Source organism: Brevundimonas sp., assembly GCF_041911375.1.
Classification (GTDB): domain Bacteria; phylum Pseudomonadota; class Alphaproteobacteria; order Caulobacterales; family Caulobacteraceae; genus Brevundimonas.
The window spans coordinates 22423-39362 of record NZ_JAYRPA010000005.1 but is presented as its reverse complement, the minus strand read 5'-3'; the positions used below and the strand labels follow the sequence as shown (position 1 = coordinate 39362).

Sequence of the window (16940 nt, the reverse complement as noted above, 5' to 3'; positions counted from 1 at the left end):
CTGGCTGGCGCTGGCGCTGGCCTCGCTGCTGTCGCTGGAGCGTCTGTTCGAGCGCGATCTGGAGGACGGGGCGCTGGACCTGCTGGCCGTCGGGCACCTGCCGCTGGAGGCGGTGGTGCTGGCCAAGGCGGCCGCCCAGTGGATCGCCGTCGGCCTGCCGCTGGCGTTGACGGCGCCGATCGCCGCCCTGGCGCTGGGCCTGCCGACGTCGGCGGTCCCCCTGGTCGGCCTGGGGGCGCTGATCGGCGGACTGGGATTTGCGTTCACGGGCGCGCTGGGCGCAGCCCTGGCGCTGGGGGCGCGGCGCGGCGGCCTGCTGATCGCCGTGGTCGTCCTGCCGCTGTTCATCCCGCCGGTCGTCTTCGGCGCCGGCGCCCTGGAGCGGGCGGCGTCGGGCCAGTCGCCGGCCCCGGCCCTGGCCCTCTTGACCGCCTATGTGCTGTTCGCGGGCCTGATCGCGCCCTTCGCCGGCGCGGCGGCGGTGCGCAACGCCCAGGGATAGGCTCAAGGGTAGAGCGGGCTCAGGCCTTCTTGACGAACTCGGTGCGCAGGACCAGCCCGCGCACCTTTTCGACATTGGCCTCGATCTCGTCGGGGTCGCCGGTCAGGCGGATCTTGCGGACCATCGTCCCCCGCTTCAGCGTCACGCCGCCGGAACCCTTGACCTTCAGATCCTTGATCAGGGTCACGCTGTCGCCGTCGGCGAGGGGCGCGCCGTTGCTGTCCCTGACGATGTCTTCGCTCATGCCGCACGCCTAGACGGTGGCGGGCGCGACGTCGAGGGCGACTTGCCCGCCGCCGCGCCGCCGCGTAAGCGCTGCACCGATGTTCGGCCTGTCCAATCCGCAGCGCTTCATGGCCTTCACCGGGCCCCTGACGCCCGTCCTGTGGGCGGCGGCGGCGCTGCTGCTGGCGGTCGGGACCTGGCTCAGCTTCTCGGCGCCCGCCGACTACCAGCAGGGCGACACGGTGCGGATCATGTTCGTGCACGTGCCCGCCGCCTCGCTCGGCCTGGGGGCCTATGCGGCGCTGGGCGTCGCCAGCTTCTTCGCCCTGGTGTTCCGCCACGCCCTGGCCGACGCCGCCGCCCGCGCCGCCGCCCTGCCGGGCGCGGCCTTCACCGCCCTGGCGCTGATCACCGGCTCGCTGTGGGGCCAGCCGATGTGGGGGACGTGGTGGGTGTGGGACGCGCGCCTGACCAGCGTGCTGGTGCTGTTCCTGTTCTACCTTGGATACATGGCGCTGCGGGCCTCGATCGACGACGAGCAGAAGGCCGCGCGCGCCGCCGCCGTGCTGGGCCTGGTCGGGCTGATCAATCTGCCGATCGTCCGGTTTTCGGTCGACTGGTGGAACACCCTGCACCAGCCGGCCAGCTTCCTGGCCCCCGGCTCGTCCGGGCTGGATCCGGCCTATGTGCCGGCCTTCCTGACCATGCTGGCGGCCTATGGCGCGCTGTTCGGGGCGTTGTGGCTGACCGCGATCCGCACCGAAATCCGCCGCCGCCGGGTCGTCAGCCTGCGCGCGCGCCGCGCGCTGGAGGCCTGATGCCCGACCTCGACATGAGCCCCTACGCCGCCTTCGTCTGGCCCGCCTGGGGGATCAGCGCCATTGTGCTGGCCGCCCTGGTCGTCCGCGCCGCGGCCGCCTCGCGCCGCTGGAAACGGGAGCTGGCTCGGCTGGAGGGGCCAGCCGAAGGCCCTCAAGCAGCGCAAGGCGCGATAGGGCGCAAAGACGACCCTCAAGCCGCGCAAGGCGCGATGGGGTCGAAGAAATGAACCGCTGGATGGCGCTGTTGCCGCTGGCCGCGATCGCGGCCCTGACCGTGCTGTTCGTCGGCTGGTCGCTGAAGCGCGATCCGGCCTTCAAGCCCGACGCCATGGTCGGCCAGCCGATCCCCGAGACGGTGCTGCCGATGCTGAGCGGCGACCAGGCCGGGCCGGGCAATCTGGACCTGAAGACCGCCGGCGTCGGGCGGCCGATGATCGTCAACGTCTTCGCCTCCTGGTGCGCGCCGTGCCGGATCGAGCACCCCAAGCTGCTGGCGCTGAAGGCGCGCGGGATCGCCGTCGTCGGGATCGCCTACAAGGACGAGCCGGTCGCCACCCGCGCCTTCCTGGACGAACTGGGCGACCCCTTCGCCATGGTCCTGGTGGACCGCGAGGGGCGCGCGGGTCTGGACCTGGGGATCTCCGGCGTGCCGGAGACCTTCGCCGTGGACGCCATGGGCCGGATCACGGCCAAGCAGTCGGGCCCGCTGCTGGACGACGCCGACATCGAGCGGCTGGTCGCCTCCATGCAGGCCCCGCCGCGCCCCGCGCCGACCGCAAGGTCGCGTTAACCGTTTTTCGACGGATTGCGTTAACCCTCTTGTCATGAGCGCGATTCGTTCCGGCCCGCCCCTGCCCGCCTTGCCGCCCGGCCTGCCGCCCGCCGGTGAGGCCGGGCGCGCGCGTCAGGCCCAGTCGGCCTTTTTCCGCGCCGCCATGGATCAGGCCGCGCCCCCGGTGCGCAGCCAGCCGGCGATCGCGGCTGCCGCCGCCCCGGCCCCGGCTCCTGCCCAGGCCCCCGCCTTGCGTCCGTTGCAGACGAGCCAGGCCGCGCCGGAGCCGACCCGCCTGCTGCGGCCCGGCTCCCTGCTCGACATCCGAATCTGATCAGTTCCAGCCGCGGCTGGCGATGTACTGCTCCAGCATCTGGATGCGGGTGTCGTCCGACGGATGGGTCGAGGCGAACTGCGGCGTGGCCGTCTGCCGCTGCGCCGCCATCAGCCGCCACAGCGCCACCGCCTCCGAGGGCTTGAAGCCGGCCGAGGCCATGTAGTCGACGCCCAGGCGGTCGGCCTCCAGCTCGTCGCGGCGCGAATAGGGCAGCAGAACGCCGTACTGGGCGGCCAGACCGCCATAGGCCGAAACCGCGTCGCCGTAGCGCCCGGCCACGCCCTGGGCGGCGGCCAGGCCGACCGAGGCCAGGGACTGGTTCGACGCCCGTTCGGCGGCGTGGTTGGCCAGCACGTGGCCGATCTCGTGGCCGATGACGCTGGCCAGCTGGTCGTCGTTGCGCACCAGGTTCAGCAGGCCCGTGGTCACCCCGATCTGGCCCGACGGCAGGACGAAGGCGTTCGGGCTGGTCTCGGTGAAGACGGCGTAGTCCCACGCGCGGTCCCCCAGCCCGGCGGCGCCGACCAGACGCGTGCCGACGCGGCGGATGCGGTCGACCTGGGCCCCGGAGGTCAGGACGCCCGGCTTGCTGATCGCCGCCTGCCAGGCGGCGTTGGACTGCTGGGACAGCGCGGCGTTGTCGACCAGCAGCAGCTGATTGCGGCCCAGCGCCTCGTTATAGGCGCAGGCGCCCAGGGCGGAGGCGGCGATCAGGGCGGCGACGGCGGGAAGCCGGAGGCGGGAACGGGACATCTGTGGTCATCCGAAGCTGTGGCGTACGGGCGAAGAAATGGCCGTCGCGCGGGGCGGTTCCGGACCGCCGAAAAGCAAAACGGGCCTGACCGACCGGCCAGACCCGTTTTCAACTTGCGTCCCGACTGGAGCGGGCGAGGCGATTCGAACGCCCGACCCTCACCTTGGCAAGGTGATGCTCTACCCCTGAGCTACGCCCGCACTCCGTTGAGAGCGATGTGCGCTCCCCGTCGAGGAGGGGGCGTATAGCGGAGGGTCGCGGCAGGTCGCAAGCTCTTTTTTGGGCCTATCGCGCTTCGCGCTGCTTGAGGCCGTTCGAAAGCTCCGCCGTTCCCGCAGGAGCAGGCGTCCGCGTCAGCGCGGGGCCAGTCGGATGGCGCCGTCCAGGCGGATGCACTCGCCGTTGATATAGACGTTGCGGGCCAGCTCCAGCACCAGGGAGGCGTAGTCCGCCGGCGTGCCCAGGCGGCTGGGGAAGGGAATGGCGGCGGCCAGGGCGTCCTGGATCTTCTGGTCCATGCCGGCCATCATCGGCGTCCACATGATGCCGGGCAGGATGGTGTTGCAGCGCACCCCCTCCTGGGCCAGGTCGCGCGCGATCGGCAGGGTCATCGCATAGACGCCGCCCTTGGACGCCGAATAGGCCGCCTGGCCGATCTGGCCGTCCTGGGCCGCCACCGAGGCCGTATTGACGATCAGGCCGCGCTCGCCGTCCGCCATGGGCTCCAGGGTGACCATGCCCGCCGCCGACTGCGACAGGACGCGGAAGGTGCCGAACAGATTGACCCGCACCGTGCGCTCGAACTGGGCCATGTCGTGGGCCTTGATCTCGCCGGTGTCCTTCTTGCGCGAGACGGTCTTCATGCCGGTGGCGATGCCGGCGCAGTTGACGGTCAGCCGCTCCTGGCCGTGGGCGGCGCGGGCCTTTTCGAAGGCCGCGGCGACCGAGGCGTCGTCGGTGACGTCAACCTGGCAGAAGACGCCGCCGATCTCCTGGGCGATCGCCTCGCCGCGCTCCTGGTTCAGGTCGAACAGGGCGACCTTGGCGCCGGTGGCGGCGATGGCGCGGGCCGTGCCCTCGCCCAGGCCCGAGGCGCCTCCGGTGACGACGGCGGCGATGCTGCTGTCGAGTTTCATGCGTCCATTCCCTATATCTGGTGAACCTGAGTTTCGATTGAGGATTTAGCGGCCATGCCCGGCAAAGCCAAACCGATCTCGCCCGACGACGTCCTGGACCCCGAAAAGGCCCTGGTCCCGGCGGTGGTGAAGGTCAACGAGAGACGCGTCACGCGCGGCTTCTGGCCCAAGATCACGCGCACGGCGGCGCGCATCCCCTTCGCCGACCAGGCCCTGGCCGCCTGGTACGCCGCGCGCGACCCCGAGACGCCGATGGCGGCCAAGGGCATGATCTTCGCGGGCCTGGCCTATTTCGTCATGCCCATCGACGCCATTCCCGACCTCTTCGCGGGCATCGGCTTCACCGACGACGCGGCCGTCATCACCGCCCTGCTGGCCACCCTGGGGGCCAACATCAAGCGCCGCCACCGCGACCAGGCCCAGGACGCGGTTCAGCGCCTGAAGAGCAAGGAATCGTAGCGGATCGGGGGCGGATCCTCAGTCCTCGATCGTCACCACCACCTTGCCCAGCGCCTGACGGTCGCCCAGGGCCTTGATGGCGTCGGCGGCCTTCTCCAGCGGGAAGGTCTTGGACACGCGCGGCCGGATCTTGCCGTCGGCGTACATCTGCATCAGCTCGGCCATGTTGGCGGCGTGCGCCTTGGGATCGCGCATGACCGCCGCGCCCCAGAAGACGCCGATCACCGACACCGACTTCAGCAGCGTCAGGTTCAGCGGCAGCGACGGAATGCCGGCCGGGAAGCCGACCACCAGATAGCGGCCGTTCCAGTCCATGGCGCGCAGGGCGGGCTCGGCGTAGTCGCCGCCGACCGCGTCATAGACCACGTCGGCGCCGTCGCGGCCGGCGGCCAGCTTGAGCTCGCCGGACAGGGTCTTCTGCGCGTCCCGGTCCATCGGTCCGGACGGATAGATCAGGCCGTTGTCGGCGCCCAGCTCCAGCGCGAACTCGACCTTGTCGTTGGTCGAGGCGGCGGCGACCACCCGGGCCCCCATCGCCTTGCCCAGCTCGACGGCGGCGGCGCCCACGCCCCCGGCCGCGCCCAGCACCAGCAGGGTCTCGCCCGGCTGCAGCTTCGCCCGGTCCTTCAGGGCGTAATAGCTGGTGCCGTAGGTCATGATCAGGGCCGCGGCTTCCTGGAAGCTCATGGCCTCGGGAATGGGGATCAGGGTCTCGGCGCGCACCGCCAGCCGCTCGACCAGGCCGCCCCAGCCCGGCACGGCGATGACGCGGTCGCCCTTGAACACGCCCTTGACGCCCTCGCCCACCGCCTCGACCACGCCGGCGACCTCGGCCCCCGGCGCGAAGGGGCGCTCGGGCCGGAACTGGTACTTGTCCTCGATGATCAGGGTGTCGGGATAGTTGATCCCCACCGCCTTGACCTCGATCACCACCTCGCCGGCCCTGGGGGTGGGATCGAGGATGTCCTCGACCACCAGGGTGTCGGGTCCGCCGGGCGTTTTGGACAGAACGGCGCGCATCATTCCTCCTGGGCCTGTCGCGCTTTGGGCTGCGAGTGGCCGATTGCTTTGACCTGTCGCGCCATGGCGCGGCCTTGAAGGCGACGCTAAAGAGCGCCACGCCCGATTGAAAGAGGCGAACAGGGAGACCTCATGACCGCCCTCATCCTCCACGGCGGCGCCGGCGCGCGGCGCGAACGCAACTACGACGCCGAGGTCGTGCACATGCGCGCGGTCGTCGAGGCGATGAGGGCGCGGCTGGAGGCGGGGGACAGCGCCCTGGACGTGGCGACGGCGGCGGTGGTGATGCTGGAGGATTCCGGCCTCTATGTCGCCGGGCGCGGCGCCTCGCCCAACCTGGCCGGCGCCTATGAGCTGGACGCCTCCATCATGGACGGGGCGACCCGCCGGGCCGGGGCGGTGGCGGCGCTGCAGGGCTTTCGCAATCCGGTCGTCGCGGCCCGTGCGGTGATGGAGCGGACGCCGCACGTCATGCTGGCGGGCGAGGGCGCGGCCCTGTTCGCCCACGACCAGGGACTGGAGCCGATCGCCGACGAAGCCGCCTGGTTCACACACGCCGGCCAGGGCGAGGACAATCATCCGCCGGGAACGCTGAGCCACGGCACGGTCGGCTGCTGCGTGCTGGACGCCCAGGGGCGGCTGGCGGCGGCGACCTCGACCGCCGGGGTGTTCGGCAAGATGCCGGGGCGCGTCGGCGACACGCCGATCCCGGCGGCCGGAACCTGGGCCGACGGCCGGATCGCCGCCAGCGGCACCGGCCAGGGCGAGTATTTCATCCGCGTCGCGGCGACCGCTCAGGTCGGCTGGCGCGTCGAGGCGGGCCAGGGCCTGGCCGAGGCCACGCAGGCCGTGATCGACCAGATCGGCGCGATGGGCGGCGACGGCGGACTGATCGCCCTGGACGCCGAGGGGAACATCGCCTGCCCCTTCAACAGCCAGGGCATGAAGCGCGCCTGGCTGACGCCCGCCGGCGACATCGGCGTCGAGGTGTTCGGCCGCTGAGGCTCAGACGGCCAGGCAGACGACCTGGGCCACCCGCAGGTCGCGGCGCAGGCCTTCGGAGACCTTGCCGTAGCTGTCGACAGTGATCGGCTGGGCGGTCGCGGCCTCGTCGGCGCGCTGCTCGCCGCGGATCGCGGGTTCGAACGATTCCGGCGCGGTGGTGTAGATGCGGCCCCTGCGCGGCGCCTCGGCCAGGGTGACGCCGATCACCCGCCCGCGCGAATCCAGCGCCGGCGCGCCCGACAGGCCCGACAGCGTGCCTTCCAGCCCGTTGGTGCGGCCCACCTCGGCCCAGGCCAGAACCGGCTCGTCATGGGCGTCGCGGCCGAAGACCTTGAGCGTCTCGCGGCCCAGCAGACGGGTGGCCACCTCGCCGGGCCGTCCCTGCGGGAAACCGGGATGATAGGCGCGCTGGCCCTTTCTCAGCGGCGCGTCGGCCGCGACCGGCAGGGCGACGGGGCCGCCGTCGGTCAGCAGCAGCGCGACATCGGCGCGCGGGGCCAGGCGCACGTCGGCGGCGACGGCGCGCCCCCCGCCGATCACCAGCGCGGGACGGCGGCAACCCTCGACCACGTGCTTGGCCGTGACCCAGCGCCCCCGGCCGGCGATCGAGAAGGCGGTGCCGGCGGTCGGCCTGAACGGGCTTTCCGGCGCGTTCACCGTGACGGTGTCGTCGAAGGGGGTGATGGGGCCCAGCAGGGCGCCCTCGGCCTCTTCCGGCACGGTCGAGGGGACGTCGGCGTTCTCGCGCCGGCTCAGGGACACCGCCAGCAGCACGCCGACCACCGCCGCATAGATGGTCCAGTCCGGCAGGCGGGGAAACTGCATGGCGCGCCCGCCGTCAGCCGGTCAGGGCGGCGGACAACACCACGGCCGTCGCCAGCTTGGCCCCCACCAGCACGATGGCGGCGGACATCTGGCCGTCCTTGATACGCTGGGGCAGGCCGGTCAGCAGCAGGTCGACCACGCGGAAGGCCAGCAGCTGCAGCACCAGGGTCGCCACGCCCCAGATGGCGATGTCGCGCACCGAGGTGGACACCGACAGCGATATGGCCAGCGGGATCGCCAGGCCCAGCAGCACGCCCGCGAAGGCCAGCGCGGCCGCCGGATTGCCGTCGCGGATCAGCGCGACCTCCTTCCACGGCGTCATCAGCGCATAGACCGTCGCCCCCGCCGCGAGCAGCAGCAGGGTCACGACCAGGTGCATCACCATGACCGGGAACCCGGACGCGAAGGCCTGCACCTCGGCGCTGGTCAGGACGTTGGACAGGGACGGATCCATCGCCCCACGCCTTGCCCGATTGTCGCCCCAATCCGCAAGCGCGCGGCGGCCACACCTTGTGACGAAAGATTACAGCCGAAGGCTCACGCCGCCGCCTGCTCCGCCTTCCTGAGCGCCGAGGCCCGGATCTTTTCGCTTTCGGACTTCAGCTGGCCGCAGGCGGCCAGGATGTCGCGGCCGCGCGGGGTGCGGATGGGCGAGGCGTATCCGGCCTTGTTCAGAATGGCGGCGAAGCGTTCGATCGTCTTCCAGTCCGAGCACTGGTAGTCCGTGCCGGGCCAGGGGTTGAAGGGGATCAGGTTGACCTTGGCCGGGATGCCCTCGATCAGCTTCAGCAGGGCGCGGGCCTCCTCGGGGCTGTCGTTGACGCCCTTCAGCATGACGTATTCGAACGTCACGCGGCGGGCGTTGGACAGGCCGGGATAGGCGCGGATGGCGGCCATCAGCTGGTCCAGCGGATATTTCTTGTTCAGCGGCACCAGAACGTCGCGCAGTGGATCGTTGGTGGCGTGCAGGCTGATGGCCAGCATGGCCGCCGTGCGGTCGCCCAGCGCCTGAAGCTGCGGCACGACGCCGGACGTCGAGACGGTGATGCGGCGGCGCGACAGGGCGATGCCCTCGTTGTCCGAGATGATGTCGATGGCGTCGGCGACGTGGTCCAGATTGTAGAGCGGCTCGCCCATGCCCATGAAGACGATGTTGGACAGGCGGCGGTCTTCCTTGGGCGACGGCCATTCCTCCAAGTCGTCGCGCGCCACCTGGACCTGGGCCACGATCTCGGCGGCGGTCAGGTTGCGCACCAGCTTCTGGGTGCCGGTGTGGCAGAAGGTGCAGTTCAGGGTGCAGCCCACCTGGCTGGACACGCACAGGGCGCCGGCGCGGCCGACGTCGGGGATGTAGACGGTCTCGATCTCGATGCCCGGCGCGGTGCGGATCAGCCATTTGCGGGTGCCGTCCTTGGACACCTGGCGCTCGACGATCTCGGGGCGGGCCAGGGTGAAGTGCTCGGCCAGCTTGGCCTGCATGTCCTTGGCGACGTTGCTCATCGCGGCGAAGTCGGTGACGCCGTAGTGATGGATCCAGCCCCAGACCTGGCTGGCGCGCATCTTGGCCTTTTCGGGCGGGCAGACGCCGGCGTCGATCAGGGCCTGGCGCAGGCCATCGCGCGTCAGGCCGCTGAGGTTGACGAGCGCCTTTTCGGCGGGCGCGTTCGAGGCGCGAGAAAGGTCGAGCGTGATGCTCAAGGCGGCGATCCTGCTTGGGGCTGAGCCCGCCTATATAGCACGGATCCCGGCGATTGCATGGCCGGGGCGAGGGAGAGGGGCCGGGCTTAGGATTTCGGGGAACGGCGAGCGTCGACGCACCTAAGCCCTAAGCCCTAAGCCCTAAGCCCTAAGCCCTAAGCCCTAGTCCCTCCTACAGCCCCACGTCCCAAACGCCGGCGTCCCGCATGCGGCTTTCGCGGGCTTCCTCGGCGCGGCCGCCCATGTCGCGGGCCATGCCGCGGATGGCGTTGGAGACGGTCGACCTGTGCACGCCGGGGACCAGGGCGTGGAGAAAGGCGGCGCCGGCCAGGCCCAGCAGCCGCAGCCCGAACGCGGAAGAGGCGGCCATGTGCTGCACATAGGTCTCGCCGACCTCGCGCGGATGGTCGCGGAACAGCCGGCCGAAGGGCGTCGATCCCGAGCGGTCGCGGCCCAGGGTGGTCTGGCTCATCTGGCGCAATCTCCGAGGGTCGTCGCCGCATGGTCACGCCGGATCGCGCGGGGCGCAAGACCCCGGTGGCGACTTTCGCATTCTCATCGTCACGCCTCAATTCTCGCGCTAGGCTCGCGCTTCGAACAAGGGCCGGCCCCGCCAAGGCCCGGCCTGAAAGGGATCTCCATGCCGCTTCGCCTCAAGGCCGTGTCCTCCGCCGTTCTGGCCGCCGCGCTGCTGTCGGCGGCGGGTCTGGCCGCGGGTTCGGCCGCCGCCCAGCCGGGTCCGGGCTATCTGCCCTATGACGCCCGGCGCGGCGTCTTCAGCTTCGCGCCGGGCCTGGACGATTCGCTGCCCGCCGTGGTGCAGGTGACGACCCTGGGTCAGTCGCGCGGACCGACCTCGGAAGCCAGCGATCCCAAACCCTTCGCGTCGGGCTCGGGCGTCATCATCGACGCGGCCGAGGGCGTGCTGATCACCAACAACCACGTGGTCGAGGGCGGACGGAAGTTCACCGTGGACCTGACGGACGGCCGGCTGTTCGACGCCGTGCTGGTGGGGACGGACAAGGCCACCGACATCGCCGTGCTGAAGATCGTGCCGGACGGACGCCCGCTGAACCTGTCGCAGGTCCAGACGGTCGATTCCGACACCCTGCGCACCGGCGATCTGGCCTTTGCGGTGGGCTATCCGCTGGGGCTGGACCAGACCCTGACCATGGGGGTCATCTCGGGCCTGAACCGGTCGGGCCTGGGCGATGCGGTCGAGGACTACATCCAGACCGACGCGGCGGTGAACTCGGGCAATTCGGGCGGGCCGCTGCTGGACAGCCGCGGCCGGCTGATCGGCATCAACACCTCGATCCTTTCGGGCGGATTCGGCGGCGGCAACGACGGGATCGCCTTTGCGGTGCCGTCGCGCATCATGCTGTACGTGGCCGAGCAGCTGCGCAAGGACGGCGAGGTGAAGCGGGGCCAGACCGGGGCGATCTTCGCCTCGCTGACGGCCGAGCGGGCGCGCGAGCTGGGCCTGGGCATCGTGCGCGGCGCCGTCGTCGCCGACGTGGCCCCCGGATCGCCGGCGGAGCGCGCCGGCCTGCGCCACGACGACGTCATCACCCGCATCCAGGGCCGGCCGGTCGCCAACGCCGGATCGATCAACGCCACGGTCGGCATCGCCGCGCCCGACTCCAGCCTGAGCGTGGTCTATCTGCGCGGCGGAAGGGAGGCGACCACCGACCTGCCCGTCGAGACCCTGGTCGAGACGCCGGTGGTGGTGGGCGCGTTCGGCGCCCGGGCCTATGGCGCGGCGCTACGCGATTCCGACGGCGGGCCGCTGGTCACGGCGGTCGAGGCGGGCTCGCCGGCCGCCCAGGGCGAACTGACAGCCGGCGACGTCGTCACCGCGGTCGGCGGGGCCGCCACGGCCGATGCGCGCGCCGCCGCCGAAGCGCTGCGGGCGGCCTCGGGGTCGGTCGAACTGTCGGTGACGCGCAACGGCGAGGCCAGGACCCTGACCCTGACCCTGTGACGTGGTCCTCAGGGCGCGGGACGTAAGGGCGCGGGACGGAAGGGCGCGGGACGGAAGGGCGATGGCCCGGCCGGGGTCCAGACAGCGAAACGCCCGCCTTGCCAGGGAGGGGGAGGGGTTTGGCAGGACGGGCGCTCGCTTGGAGGAAGCATCGGCCGCCGGAGCCCTTTGATGGAAACATCCAGGGGGCTGGGGGGCTGTTCAGGATCCGGACGCTTCCGAACTCCGACGAGCCGATGATCGAGGTGTCGCGCCCCAAACGGGCGGGCGAAGGACCGAAACGGGGCCATTTCGTGTCGCGCGCGAAATCGTACTTTTAGGCCGTGATCCCCAGCCCAAGCGACGGGACCCGCGAGGGGCGGCCACTGGCGCCGCCGCCTGATCGGCCTAAGTTTAGGCCATGAGCCTGGACTCTCAGCCCGCCGCCCCGCCCCTGCCCGGCCCGGTCTTCTTCGACCGGCGCGAACTGGATCCGATCCTTCGGGTCTACGGGCGCATGGTCGCCCAGGGCGAGTGGCGCGACTATTCGGTGGTCGGCCACAAGGACTTCGCCGAGTTCGCCGTCTTCCGCCGCTCGGGCGACGCGCCCGCCTATCGCATCGAGAAGCGGCCCGCCCTGCAGCAGCGCCAGGGCCAGTGGGCGGTGATCGGCGAGGGCGGCCAGGTGCTGCGCCGCGGCCGCGACCTGGCCCAGGTGCTGCGGGTGTTCGACAGCCGGAAGTTTCAGGTGGTGGACTAGGCTTCAGCGCGCGGGCATGTCCATGTGGCGGATGCGCGCCCCCTCGACGGCCCAGACCTTCTGATCCGCCAAGACAAAGATCGGCACGCTATTCAGCAGGGACAGGAAGACGTGGACCTCCAGCGGTCGGGGCGCGACGATCACATTGGTCACCAGCCCCACCGACTGTCCGCCCTGCGTCGCCCGGTTTTTGTCCATGTCGAGACAGCTGCCGGACAACTGCTCCCGACGCTCGACCGTCCGGCCGTCCGCGCTGACATGATAGCGGTAATGGCCGCCCATCGGGACAATGTTGGCCTGGGTCGTCGAAGCCAGCAACCAGACCAGCCATCCCTCTCCATCCGGATCGTCCAGAACCACGGCATTGTAGCGGGCTGCGCAACGCAAGGGGCCGAAGTTCTGCGCCGCCGCATTGCGCGCAGCGAAGCGCGCAATCTGATCCTCGGGCAGCACCGGATCAGCGGGGTCCGTCACCTGCCCGGCCCGTAGACGAGCGTCCACGACCACATCTTTGAAGGCGCGCGGCTGCTCGGGCGAGCCAGACAGGAAGCGGACGCGCTGGCCTTCCCCCTCGTCCACCACGATCCAGCCGATCAGACCCTCGGGCGGGCGGCCGCCGGACTGGGCCAGCAAGGCATCCGTCGCGCGTGCGGCGGCGACGTCCTGTCGCCACATCGCCTGACCGATCCGCCCGGTCTTCTCAACGGTCCAGGACTCCACCTGAGCAGGCGGGGACTGTTGCTCGGCCAAGGCCGGCGGCGTCAGCAACAGGAAGGCGGCGGCGGCATATAGACAAGACAGACGCATGGAACCCTCGAGAAGCCGACCCCACGCTAGGGCACAACCCCACGGAGGTCGATACACGCGCAAAAAGAAAGGGCCCCTCGCGGGGCCCTTTCCGGTTCGGACTTCGCCGATCCTATTCGCGGTTGCCGCCCATGAAGGCCAGCAGGAACTGGAACAGGTTGATGAAGTTGATGAACAGGCTCAGCGCGCCGAAGCCGGTGGCCACGCCCATCGCGTTCTGGTCGCCGCCCAAGGCGTAGTAGGTCATCTTCAGACGCTGGGTGTCATAGGCGATCAGACCCGAGAAGATCAGCACGCCCAGGGCGCTGATGATCAGGTAGAAGGTCCCGGACTGCAGGAACATGTTCACGATCGAGGCGAGGATCAGGCCGATCACGCCCATGATCAGGAAGGTGCCCATGCCCGACAGGTCCTTCTTGGTGGTGTAGCCCACCAGCGACAGGCCGCCGAAGGCCGCCGCCGTGACCAGGAAGGTCGAAACCAGGCTGCCGCCCGTATAGCGAAGGAACAGGATGCCCAGGCCCGCGCCGATGGTGGCGACCACGGCCCAGTACAGCATGTTCACGCCGCGCGCGGTCGGGTTCTTCATGAAGAACATCGAGCCGAACAGCATGACCAGCGGCGAGAACTGGACGATCATGCCCAGCACCGTCAGGCCGATGCGGCCGTCCGGGCCCACGGCGAACAGCATTTGCTGCACGGCGGGCACATTGCCGGTGACATAGGCCAGGGCCGCGGCCACCAGCAGGCCCAGGGCCAGCTTGTTGTAGACGCCCAGCATGAAGCCGCGCAGGCCGGCGTCGACGGACATGTCGGCGGTCTGCGGCAGGGGGCGGGCGTAGCCGTTGTTGAAATCGCTCATGGCGACGAACTTTCTCCCATAGGCCGGGGAAGGCTTTCCCCGGTCGTATGTCGTGAATATCGGGACGCGGGGCGGTCCCTGCAAGGAAAACCGGACTTGGAGCCGGTCGTTCCGCCCGCTACCAACGGTCGCATGCTTCGTCTGTTCACCGCCCTGACCCTGCCGGACGACGTCGCCGAGACGCTGAAGCGGCGCCAGTCCGGCCTGCCCGGCGCGCGCTGGCGTCCGCTGGAGGCCCTGCACGTCACCCTGGCCTTCTATGGCGAGATGGACGAGCGCCGCGCCGACGACCTGGCCTCTGAGCTGTCGCGCGTCGGCGGCGGGCCGTTCGAGATCGCCCTGAGGGGCGTCGGCGCCTTCGGCGACGCGCACCGCAGCCAGACGCTGTGGGCGGGGGTCGAGACGCCCGACGACCGGCTGTCGGTGCTGGCCGGACGCTGCAAGGCCGCCGGACAGAGGGCCGGCGTCGCCATGGAGGCGCGCGACTATCGCCCGCACGTGACCCTGGCCTATCTGAAGCCGCAGGCGAACCCGGACCGGATCGGGGCCTGGATGGCCGGCCACAACCTGCTGCGCTCGCCGCCCATCCGCATCGACCGCTTCGGCCTGTACTCCAGCGTCCTGACCAGCGACGGAAGCCATTACGAACTGGAGCGGGAGTATCCGTTGTGACCGGCCCAATGACTGGCCCAGTGATCGGCCCAGTGATCGAGACCGAACGCCTGGTCCTGCGCCCGACGGCGATGGAGGACTTTCCGCGCTGGGCCGAGTTCCAGGCCGATCCGGAAGCGACCCGTTTCATCGGCGGCCCCAAGTCCCCGGCCGAAACCTGGCGGGTGATGATGAGCGTCGCGGGGGCCTGGGCGCTGACGGGGGTCGGCTTCTTTTCCCTGATCGAGAAGACGTCGAGCCTGTGGGTCGGGCGGATCGGGCCGTGGCGGCCGCACGGCTGGCCCGGGCCCGAGGTGGGCTGGAGCCTGCATCCCGACGCGGCGGGCAAGGGCTATGCCCATGAGGCGGCCGTCGCCAGCCTGGACTACGCCTTCGACGTGCTGGGCTGGGACGAGGTGATCCATACCATCGACCGGGAGAACGCCGCCTCCATCCGCCTGGCCGAGCGGCTGGGTTCGCGCCATCGCGGGCCGGGCCGGCTGCCCGAGCCCTTCGCCGACCTGCCGGTCCACGTCTGGGGCCAGACGCGCGAGGAATGGCGGGCGCGCAGCCGTTGAAGGCAACCAACAGGGCGGAAACGGCGTATGCGTCTGAAGACAGAACGAGGATACGCCTGATGCGCCGCGCCGCCGCGATCTCCGCCGCCCTGCTTTCGACCGCGCTCGTCGCCGCATTGCCCGCGGCCGCCGCGGCTCAGTCCAGCGACATCGACATGGACCGGTTCGACGGCCGCTGGTTCGAGATCGAGCGCAGTCATAACAACGTCCAGAAGGACTGCAGCCGCGCCCAGATCGACTTCACCCCGCAAGGCCGGCCGGACCGCTACGGACTGACCGTCAGCTGCACCCGCCGCCCCGGCGGCGAGGTCGAGACCCTGCGCGCCAACGCCCGCATCACCGACACCGCCACCAACGCCAAGTTCCGCTTCACCCTGACCGGCCTGCTCAGCATCGGCGGGCTGGCGGGGCAGAACTACTGGGTCTGGGATCACGATCCCGCCTACAACTGGGCCATCCTGGCGCTTCCGAACAAGTCCGACTGGTGGATCTGGCACCGCAACCAGGCGGCCGGTCCGGCCGAACGGGCGCGTCTTCTGGCCCGCGCCCGCGCCCTGGGCATGGACATGAGCCGGGTGGTCAGCACCGGCGGCTGACGGCACCGCTTGCGGGCGGAACGGAGCCGGAACAGAATGGCCCCATGACCGCCGCCGCCGTCCACCTCGAACTCGTCTTCAGCCGCCCCGAGACCACGCTGTCGGTCACGCGCGGGGCCGCGCGGCTGCTGATGGACATGGGCTACGCCCCCTTGCTGGAGGTCTGCCTGCCCAACGGGCGGCGCGCCGACGTCATGGCCGTGGGCCGCAAGGGCGACATCGTCATCTGCGAGGTGAAGTCGGGGATCGAGGATTATCGCGTCGATCGCAAATGGCCGGAGTATGCGCCGTTCTGCGACGCCTTCTTCTTCGCCGTGGCGCCGGAGTTTCCCCAGGACGTGCTGCCGGACGAACCGGGCCTGATCGTCGCCGACGGCTTCGGCGGCGCGGTGGTGCGCGAGGCGCCGGTCACGCCGCTGGCGCCCGCGCGACGCAAGGCGCTGACCCTGGCCTTCGCTCGCCTGGGAGCCCTACGGACGATGCGGGATTAGCCGCCCTCGGCCTCAAGCAGCGTGAAGCGCGGTAGGCCCAGCAAAAATGCGATAGGCGAAGCCTATCGCGGCGCGCGCTTGGCCAGGATTCGCTGCAGGGTCCGGCGGTGCATGCCCAGGCGGCGCGCGGTTTCCGAGACGTTGTGGTCGCACAGCTCATAGACCCGCTGGATATGCTCCCAGCGCACGCGGTCGGCGCTCATCGGGTTTTCCGGCGGCTCGGGCGCCTCGCCGGCGGCCAGCAGGGCCTTGACCACGTCGTCGGCGTCGGCGGGCTTGGACAGGTAGTCGACGGCCCCGGCCTTGACCGCCGCTACGGCGGTGGCGATGGCCCCGTAGCCGGTCAGCATGACGATGCGGGCGTCGGCGCGGCGGTCGCGCACGGCCTCGACCACCTTCAGGCCGTTGCCGTCCTCCAGCCGCATGTCCAGCACGGCGAAGGCGGGGGCGCGGTCGCGCAGCGCCGCCGTCGCCTCGGCCACCGACTCGGCGGTCGTCACCTCGAAACCGCGCGCCTCCAGCGCCCGGCCCATGCGGGTGCGCAGCGCCTGGTCGTCGTCGAGCAGCAGCAGCGACTTGTCGGGCAGGGCGGCGATACGGGCTTCAAGATCGGACATCGAACATTCTCTCCTGCCGCTTCAAGTCGGGACCGACAGCGCGCGGGTCAAGGCCAAGGTT

24 protein-coding genes and 1 tRNA gene are annotated in these 16940 nt (G+C 70.7%); 13 read left to right on the top strand and 12 right to left on the bottom strand.

The genetic code is table 11. From position 1 onward, the window contains the following. Positions 1-502 (top strand): heme exporter protein CcmB (locus tag ACE3PU_RS00945; RefSeq protein ID WP_374385699.1); only part of this gene is annotated, 502 nt, incomplete at its 5' end. A gap of 19 nt (positions 503-521) precedes the next feature. On the opposite strand, the gene ACE3PU_RS00940 is transcribed toward ACE3PU_RS00945, so the two are convergent. Further along, positions 522-746 (bottom strand): alkylphosphonate utilization protein, encoded by a 225-nt coding sequence (locus ACE3PU_RS00940; protein WP_374385697.1) that lies wholly within the window; start codon positions 744-746, stop codon positions 522-524. 79 nt (positions 747-825) lie between these two features. Here ACE3PU_RS00940 and ACE3PU_RS00935 point away from each other — a divergent pair, with 79 nt between their 5' ends. The 4 genes from ACE3PU_RS00935 to ACE3PU_RS00920 are packed head-to-tail and all read left to right on the top strand — an operon-like array spanning position 826 to position 2654. Then, positions 826-1545 carry a heme ABC transporter permease gene (locus tag ACE3PU_RS00935; RefSeq protein WP_374385695.1) on the top strand — a complete coding sequence of 240 codons (720 nt, stop codon included), beginning with the start codon at positions 826-828 and terminating at the stop codon, positions 1543-1545. Beyond that, positions 1545-1775, top strand: a complete 231-nt coding sequence (gene ccmD, locus ACE3PU_RS00930) for a heme exporter protein CcmD (RefSeq protein ID WP_374385693.1) — start codon at positions 1545-1547, stop codon at positions 1773-1775. The genes ACE3PU_RS00935 and ccmD overlap by 1 nt, the downstream gene beginning before the upstream one ends. Beyond that, positions 1772-2338, top strand: coding sequence for a DsbE family thiol:disulfide interchange protein (locus ACE3PU_RS00925; protein ID WP_374385691.1), 567 nt, complete (start codon positions 1772-1774; stop codon positions 2336-2338). The genes ccmD and ACE3PU_RS00925 overlap by 4 nt, the downstream gene beginning before the upstream one ends. Before the next feature lie 34 nt (positions 2339-2372). Beyond that, positions 2373-2654 carry a hypothetical protein gene (locus tag ACE3PU_RS00920; protein WP_374385689.1) on the top strand — a complete coding sequence of 94 codons (282 nt, stop codon included), beginning with the start codon at positions 2373-2375 and terminating at the stop codon, positions 2652-2654. Here the strand turns inward: ACE3PU_RS00920 and ACE3PU_RS00915 are convergent, their stop codons facing one another. The 3 genes from ACE3PU_RS00915 to ACE3PU_RS00905 form a co-directional block, all read right to left on the bottom strand. Continuing rightward, a complete protein-coding gene (locus ACE3PU_RS00915) occupies positions 2655-3410 on the bottom strand; it encodes a M48 family metallopeptidase (RefSeq protein ID WP_374385687.1) in 756 nt (251 codons plus the stop codon). Positions 3411-3536: 126 nt separating this feature from the next. Further along, positions 3537-3611, bottom strand: a tRNA-Gly gene (locus ACE3PU_RS00910). Positions 3612-3764: 153 nt separating this feature from the next. Beyond that, positions 3765-4547 carry an SDR family NAD(P)-dependent oxidoreductase gene (locus tag ACE3PU_RS00905; protein WP_374385685.1) on the bottom strand — a complete coding sequence of 261 codons (783 nt, stop codon included), beginning with the start codon at positions 4545-4547 and terminating at the stop codon, positions 3765-3767. 54 nt (positions 4548-4601) lie between these two features. Here ACE3PU_RS00905 and ACE3PU_RS00900 point away from each other — a divergent pair, with 54 nt between their 5' ends. After that, positions 4602-5006, top strand: a complete 405-nt coding sequence (locus tag ACE3PU_RS00900) for a YkvA family protein (RefSeq protein ID WP_374385683.1) — start codon at positions 4602-4604, stop codon at positions 5004-5006. Between the two features lie 18 nt (positions 5007-5024). Here ACE3PU_RS00900 and ACE3PU_RS00895 read toward each other — a convergent pair whose 3' ends face one another. Next, positions 5025-6026 (bottom strand): NADPH:quinone oxidoreductase family protein, encoded by a 1002-nt coding sequence (locus ACE3PU_RS00895; protein ID WP_374385681.1) that lies wholly within the window; start codon positions 6024-6026, stop codon positions 5025-5027. A gap of 132 nt (positions 6027-6158) precedes the next feature. Between ACE3PU_RS00895 and ACE3PU_RS00890 the strand changes: the two genes are divergently transcribed. Then, positions 6159-7028 (top strand): isoaspartyl peptidase/L-asparaginase family protein, encoded by an 870-nt coding sequence (locus tag ACE3PU_RS00890; RefSeq protein WP_374385679.1) that lies wholly within the window; start codon positions 6159-6161, stop codon positions 7026-7028. Between the two features lie 3 nt (positions 7029-7031). Here ACE3PU_RS00890 and ACE3PU_RS00885 read toward each other — a convergent pair whose 3' ends face one another. The 4 genes from ACE3PU_RS00885 to ACE3PU_RS00870 all read right to left on the bottom strand — a co-directional run bounded on the left by ACE3PU_RS00885 (position 7032) and on the right by ACE3PU_RS00870 (position 10026). Next, entirely contained in the window at positions 7032-7856 is an 825-nt protein-coding gene (locus ACE3PU_RS00885) for a serine protease (protein WP_374385677.1), read from the bottom strand. Positions 7857-7869: 13 nt separating this feature from the next. Continuing rightward, a complete protein-coding gene (locus ACE3PU_RS00880) occupies positions 7870-8310 on the bottom strand; it encodes a DUF350 domain-containing protein (protein ID WP_374385675.1) in 441 nt (146 codons plus the stop codon). A gap of 83 nt (positions 8311-8393) precedes the next feature. Continuing rightward, positions 8394-9554, bottom strand: a complete 1161-nt coding sequence (rlmN, locus tag ACE3PU_RS00875) for a 23S rRNA (adenine(2503)-C(2))-methyltransferase RlmN (protein WP_374385673.1) — start codon at positions 9552-9554, stop codon at positions 8394-8396. A gap of 172 nt (positions 9555-9726) precedes the next feature. Continuing rightward, complete coding sequence (locus ACE3PU_RS00870) at positions 9727-10026, bottom strand: DUF6356 family protein (protein ID WP_374385671.1); 300 nt, start codon at positions 10024-10026, stop codon at positions 9727-9729. Between the two features lie 168 nt (positions 10027-10194). Between ACE3PU_RS00870 and ACE3PU_RS00865 the strand changes: the two genes are divergently transcribed. Together ACE3PU_RS00865 and ACE3PU_RS00860 are read left to right on the top strand one after the other, a co-directional pair. After that, a complete protein-coding gene (locus ACE3PU_RS00865) occupies positions 10195-11538 on the top strand; it encodes a trypsin-like peptidase domain-containing protein (RefSeq protein WP_374385669.1) in 1344 nt (447 codons plus the stop codon). A gap of 400 nt (positions 11539-11938) precedes the next feature. After that, complete coding sequence (locus ACE3PU_RS00860; protein WP_374385667.1) at positions 11939-12277, top strand: DUF2794 domain-containing protein; 339 nt, start codon at positions 11939-11941, stop codon at positions 12275-12277. A 3-nt stretch (positions 12278-12280) separates the two neighbouring features. Here ACE3PU_RS00860 and ACE3PU_RS00855 read toward each other — a convergent pair whose 3' ends face one another. Further along, positions 12281-13084 carry a hypothetical protein gene (locus ACE3PU_RS00855; protein ID WP_374385665.1) on the bottom strand — a complete coding sequence of 268 codons (804 nt, stop codon included), beginning with the start codon at positions 13082-13084 and terminating at the stop codon, positions 12281-12283. Positions 13085-13196: 112 nt separating this feature from the next. Continuing rightward, positions 13197-13946 carry a Bax inhibitor-1/YccA family protein gene (locus ACE3PU_RS00850; protein WP_374385663.1) on the bottom strand — a complete coding sequence of 250 codons (750 nt, stop codon included), beginning with the start codon at positions 13944-13946 and terminating at the stop codon, positions 13197-13199. Positions 13947-14078: 132 nt separating this feature from the next. On the opposite strand from ACE3PU_RS00850, the gene thpR reads away from it, so the two are divergent. Genes thpR through mmcB form a run of 4 tightly spaced genes read left to right on the top strand, consistent with a single transcriptional unit; the run spans position 14079 to position 16262 of the window. After that, positions 14079-14618 (top strand): RNA 2',3'-cyclic phosphodiesterase, encoded by a 540-nt coding sequence (gene thpR / locus ACE3PU_RS00845; RefSeq protein WP_374385661.1) that lies wholly within the window; start codon positions 14079-14081, stop codon positions 14616-14618. Positions 14619-14626: 8 nt separating this feature from the next. Then, positions 14627-15175 carry a GNAT family N-acetyltransferase gene (locus ACE3PU_RS00840; protein ID WP_374385659.1) on the top strand — a complete coding sequence of 183 codons (549 nt, stop codon included), beginning with the start codon at positions 14627-14629 and terminating at the stop codon, positions 15173-15175. Between the two features lie 59 nt (positions 15176-15234). Then, positions 15235-15771 (top strand): lipocalin family protein, encoded by a 537-nt coding sequence (locus tag ACE3PU_RS00835; RefSeq protein ID WP_374385657.1) that lies wholly within the window; start codon positions 15235-15237, stop codon positions 15769-15771. A 44-nt stretch (positions 15772-15815) separates the two neighbouring features. Next, entirely contained in the window at positions 15816-16262 is a 447-nt protein-coding gene (gene mmcB, locus ACE3PU_RS00830) for a DNA repair putative endonuclease MmcB (RefSeq protein ID WP_374385655.1), read from the top strand. A 62-nt stretch (positions 16263-16324) separates the two neighbouring features. Here mmcB and ACE3PU_RS00825 read toward each other — a convergent pair whose 3' ends face one another. Beyond that, a complete protein-coding gene (locus ACE3PU_RS00825; protein ID WP_374385653.1) occupies positions 16325-16879 on the bottom strand; it encodes an ActR/PrrA/RegA family redox response regulator transcription factor in 555 nt (184 codons plus the stop codon). Positions 16880-16940 lie beyond the last annotated feature (61 nt).

Coding starts and splice junctions, on each gene's coding strand:
- ACE3PU_RS00885 (WP_374385677.1), bottom strand. CDS start 7,856: ATGCAGTTTCCCCGCCTGCCGGACTGGACCATCTATGCGGCGGTGGTC.
- ACE3PU_RS00855 (WP_374385665.1), bottom strand. CDS start 13,084: ATGCGTCTGTCTTGTCTATATGCCGCCGCCGCCTTCCTGTTGCTGACG.
- ACE3PU_RS00920 (WP_374385689.1), top strand. CDS start 2,373: ATGAGCGCGATTCGTTCCGGCCCGCCCCTGCCCGCCTTGCCGCCCGGC.
- ACE3PU_RS00935 (WP_374385695.1), top strand. CDS start 826: ATGTTCGGCCTGTCCAATCCGCAGCGCTTCATGGCCTTCACCGGGCCC.
- ACE3PU_RS00905 (WP_374385685.1), bottom strand. CDS start 4,547: ATGAAACTCGACAGCAGCATCGCCGCCGTCGTCACCGGAGGCGCCTCG.
- ACE3PU_RS00850 (WP_374385663.1), bottom strand. CDS start 13,946: ATGAGCGATTTCAACAACGGCTACGCCCGCCCCCTGCCGCAGACCGCC.
- ACE3PU_RS00870 (WP_374385671.1), bottom strand. CDS start 10,026: ATGAGCCAGACCACCCTGGGCCGCGACCGCTCGGGATCGACGCCCTTC.
- ACE3PU_RS00835 (WP_374385657.1), top strand. CDS start 15,235: ATGCGCCGCGCCGCCGCGATCTCCGCCGCCCTGCTTTCGACCGCGCTC.
- ACE3PU_RS00925 (WP_374385691.1), top strand. CDS start 1,772: ATGAACCGCTGGATGGCGCTGTTGCCGCTGGCCGCGATCGCGGCCCTG.
- ACE3PU_RS00890 (WP_374385679.1), top strand. CDS start 6,159: ATGACCGCCCTCATCCTCCACGGCGGCGCCGGCGCGCGGCGCGAACGC.
- ACE3PU_RS00900 (WP_374385683.1), top strand. CDS start 4,602: ATGCCCGGCAAAGCCAAACCGATCTCGCCCGACGACGTCCTGGACCCC.
- ACE3PU_RS00840 (WP_374385659.1), top strand. CDS start 14,627: ATGACTGGCCCAGTGATCGGCCCAGTGATCGAGACCGAACGCCTGGTC.
- ACE3PU_RS00940 (WP_374385697.1), bottom strand. CDS start 746: ATGAGCGAAGACATCGTCAGGGACAGCAACGGCGCGCCCCTCGCCGAC.
- ACE3PU_RS00895 (WP_374385681.1), bottom strand. CDS start 6,026: ATGCGCGCCGTTCTGTCCAAAACGCCCGGCGGACCCGACACCCTGGTG.
- mmcB (WP_374385655.1), top strand. CDS start 15,816: ATGACCGCCGCCGCCGTCCACCTCGAACTCGTCTTCAGCCGCCCCGAG.
- ACE3PU_RS00825 (WP_374385653.1), bottom strand. CDS start 16,879: ATGTCCGATCTTGAAGCCCGTATCGCCGCCCTGCCCGACAAGTCGCTG.
- ACE3PU_RS00880 (WP_374385675.1), bottom strand. CDS start 8,310: ATGGATCCGTCCCTGTCCAACGTCCTGACCAGCGCCGAGGTGCAGGCC.
- ACE3PU_RS00915 (WP_374385687.1), bottom strand. CDS start 3,410: ATGTCCCGTTCCCGCCTCCGGCTTCCCGCCGTCGCCGCCCTGATCGCC.
- ACE3PU_RS00860 (WP_374385667.1), top strand. CDS start 11,939: ATGAGCCTGGACTCTCAGCCCGCCGCCCCGCCCCTGCCCGGCCCGGTC.
- ACE3PU_RS00865 (WP_374385669.1), top strand. CDS start 10,195: ATGCCGCTTCGCCTCAAGGCCGTGTCCTCCGCCGTTCTGGCCGCCGCG.
- thpR (WP_374385661.1), top strand. CDS start 14,079: ATGCTTCGTCTGTTCACCGCCCTGACCCTGCCGGACGACGTCGCCGAG.
- ccmD (WP_374385693.1), top strand. CDS start 1,545: ATGCCCGACCTCGACATGAGCCCCTACGCCGCCTTCGTCTGGCCCGCC.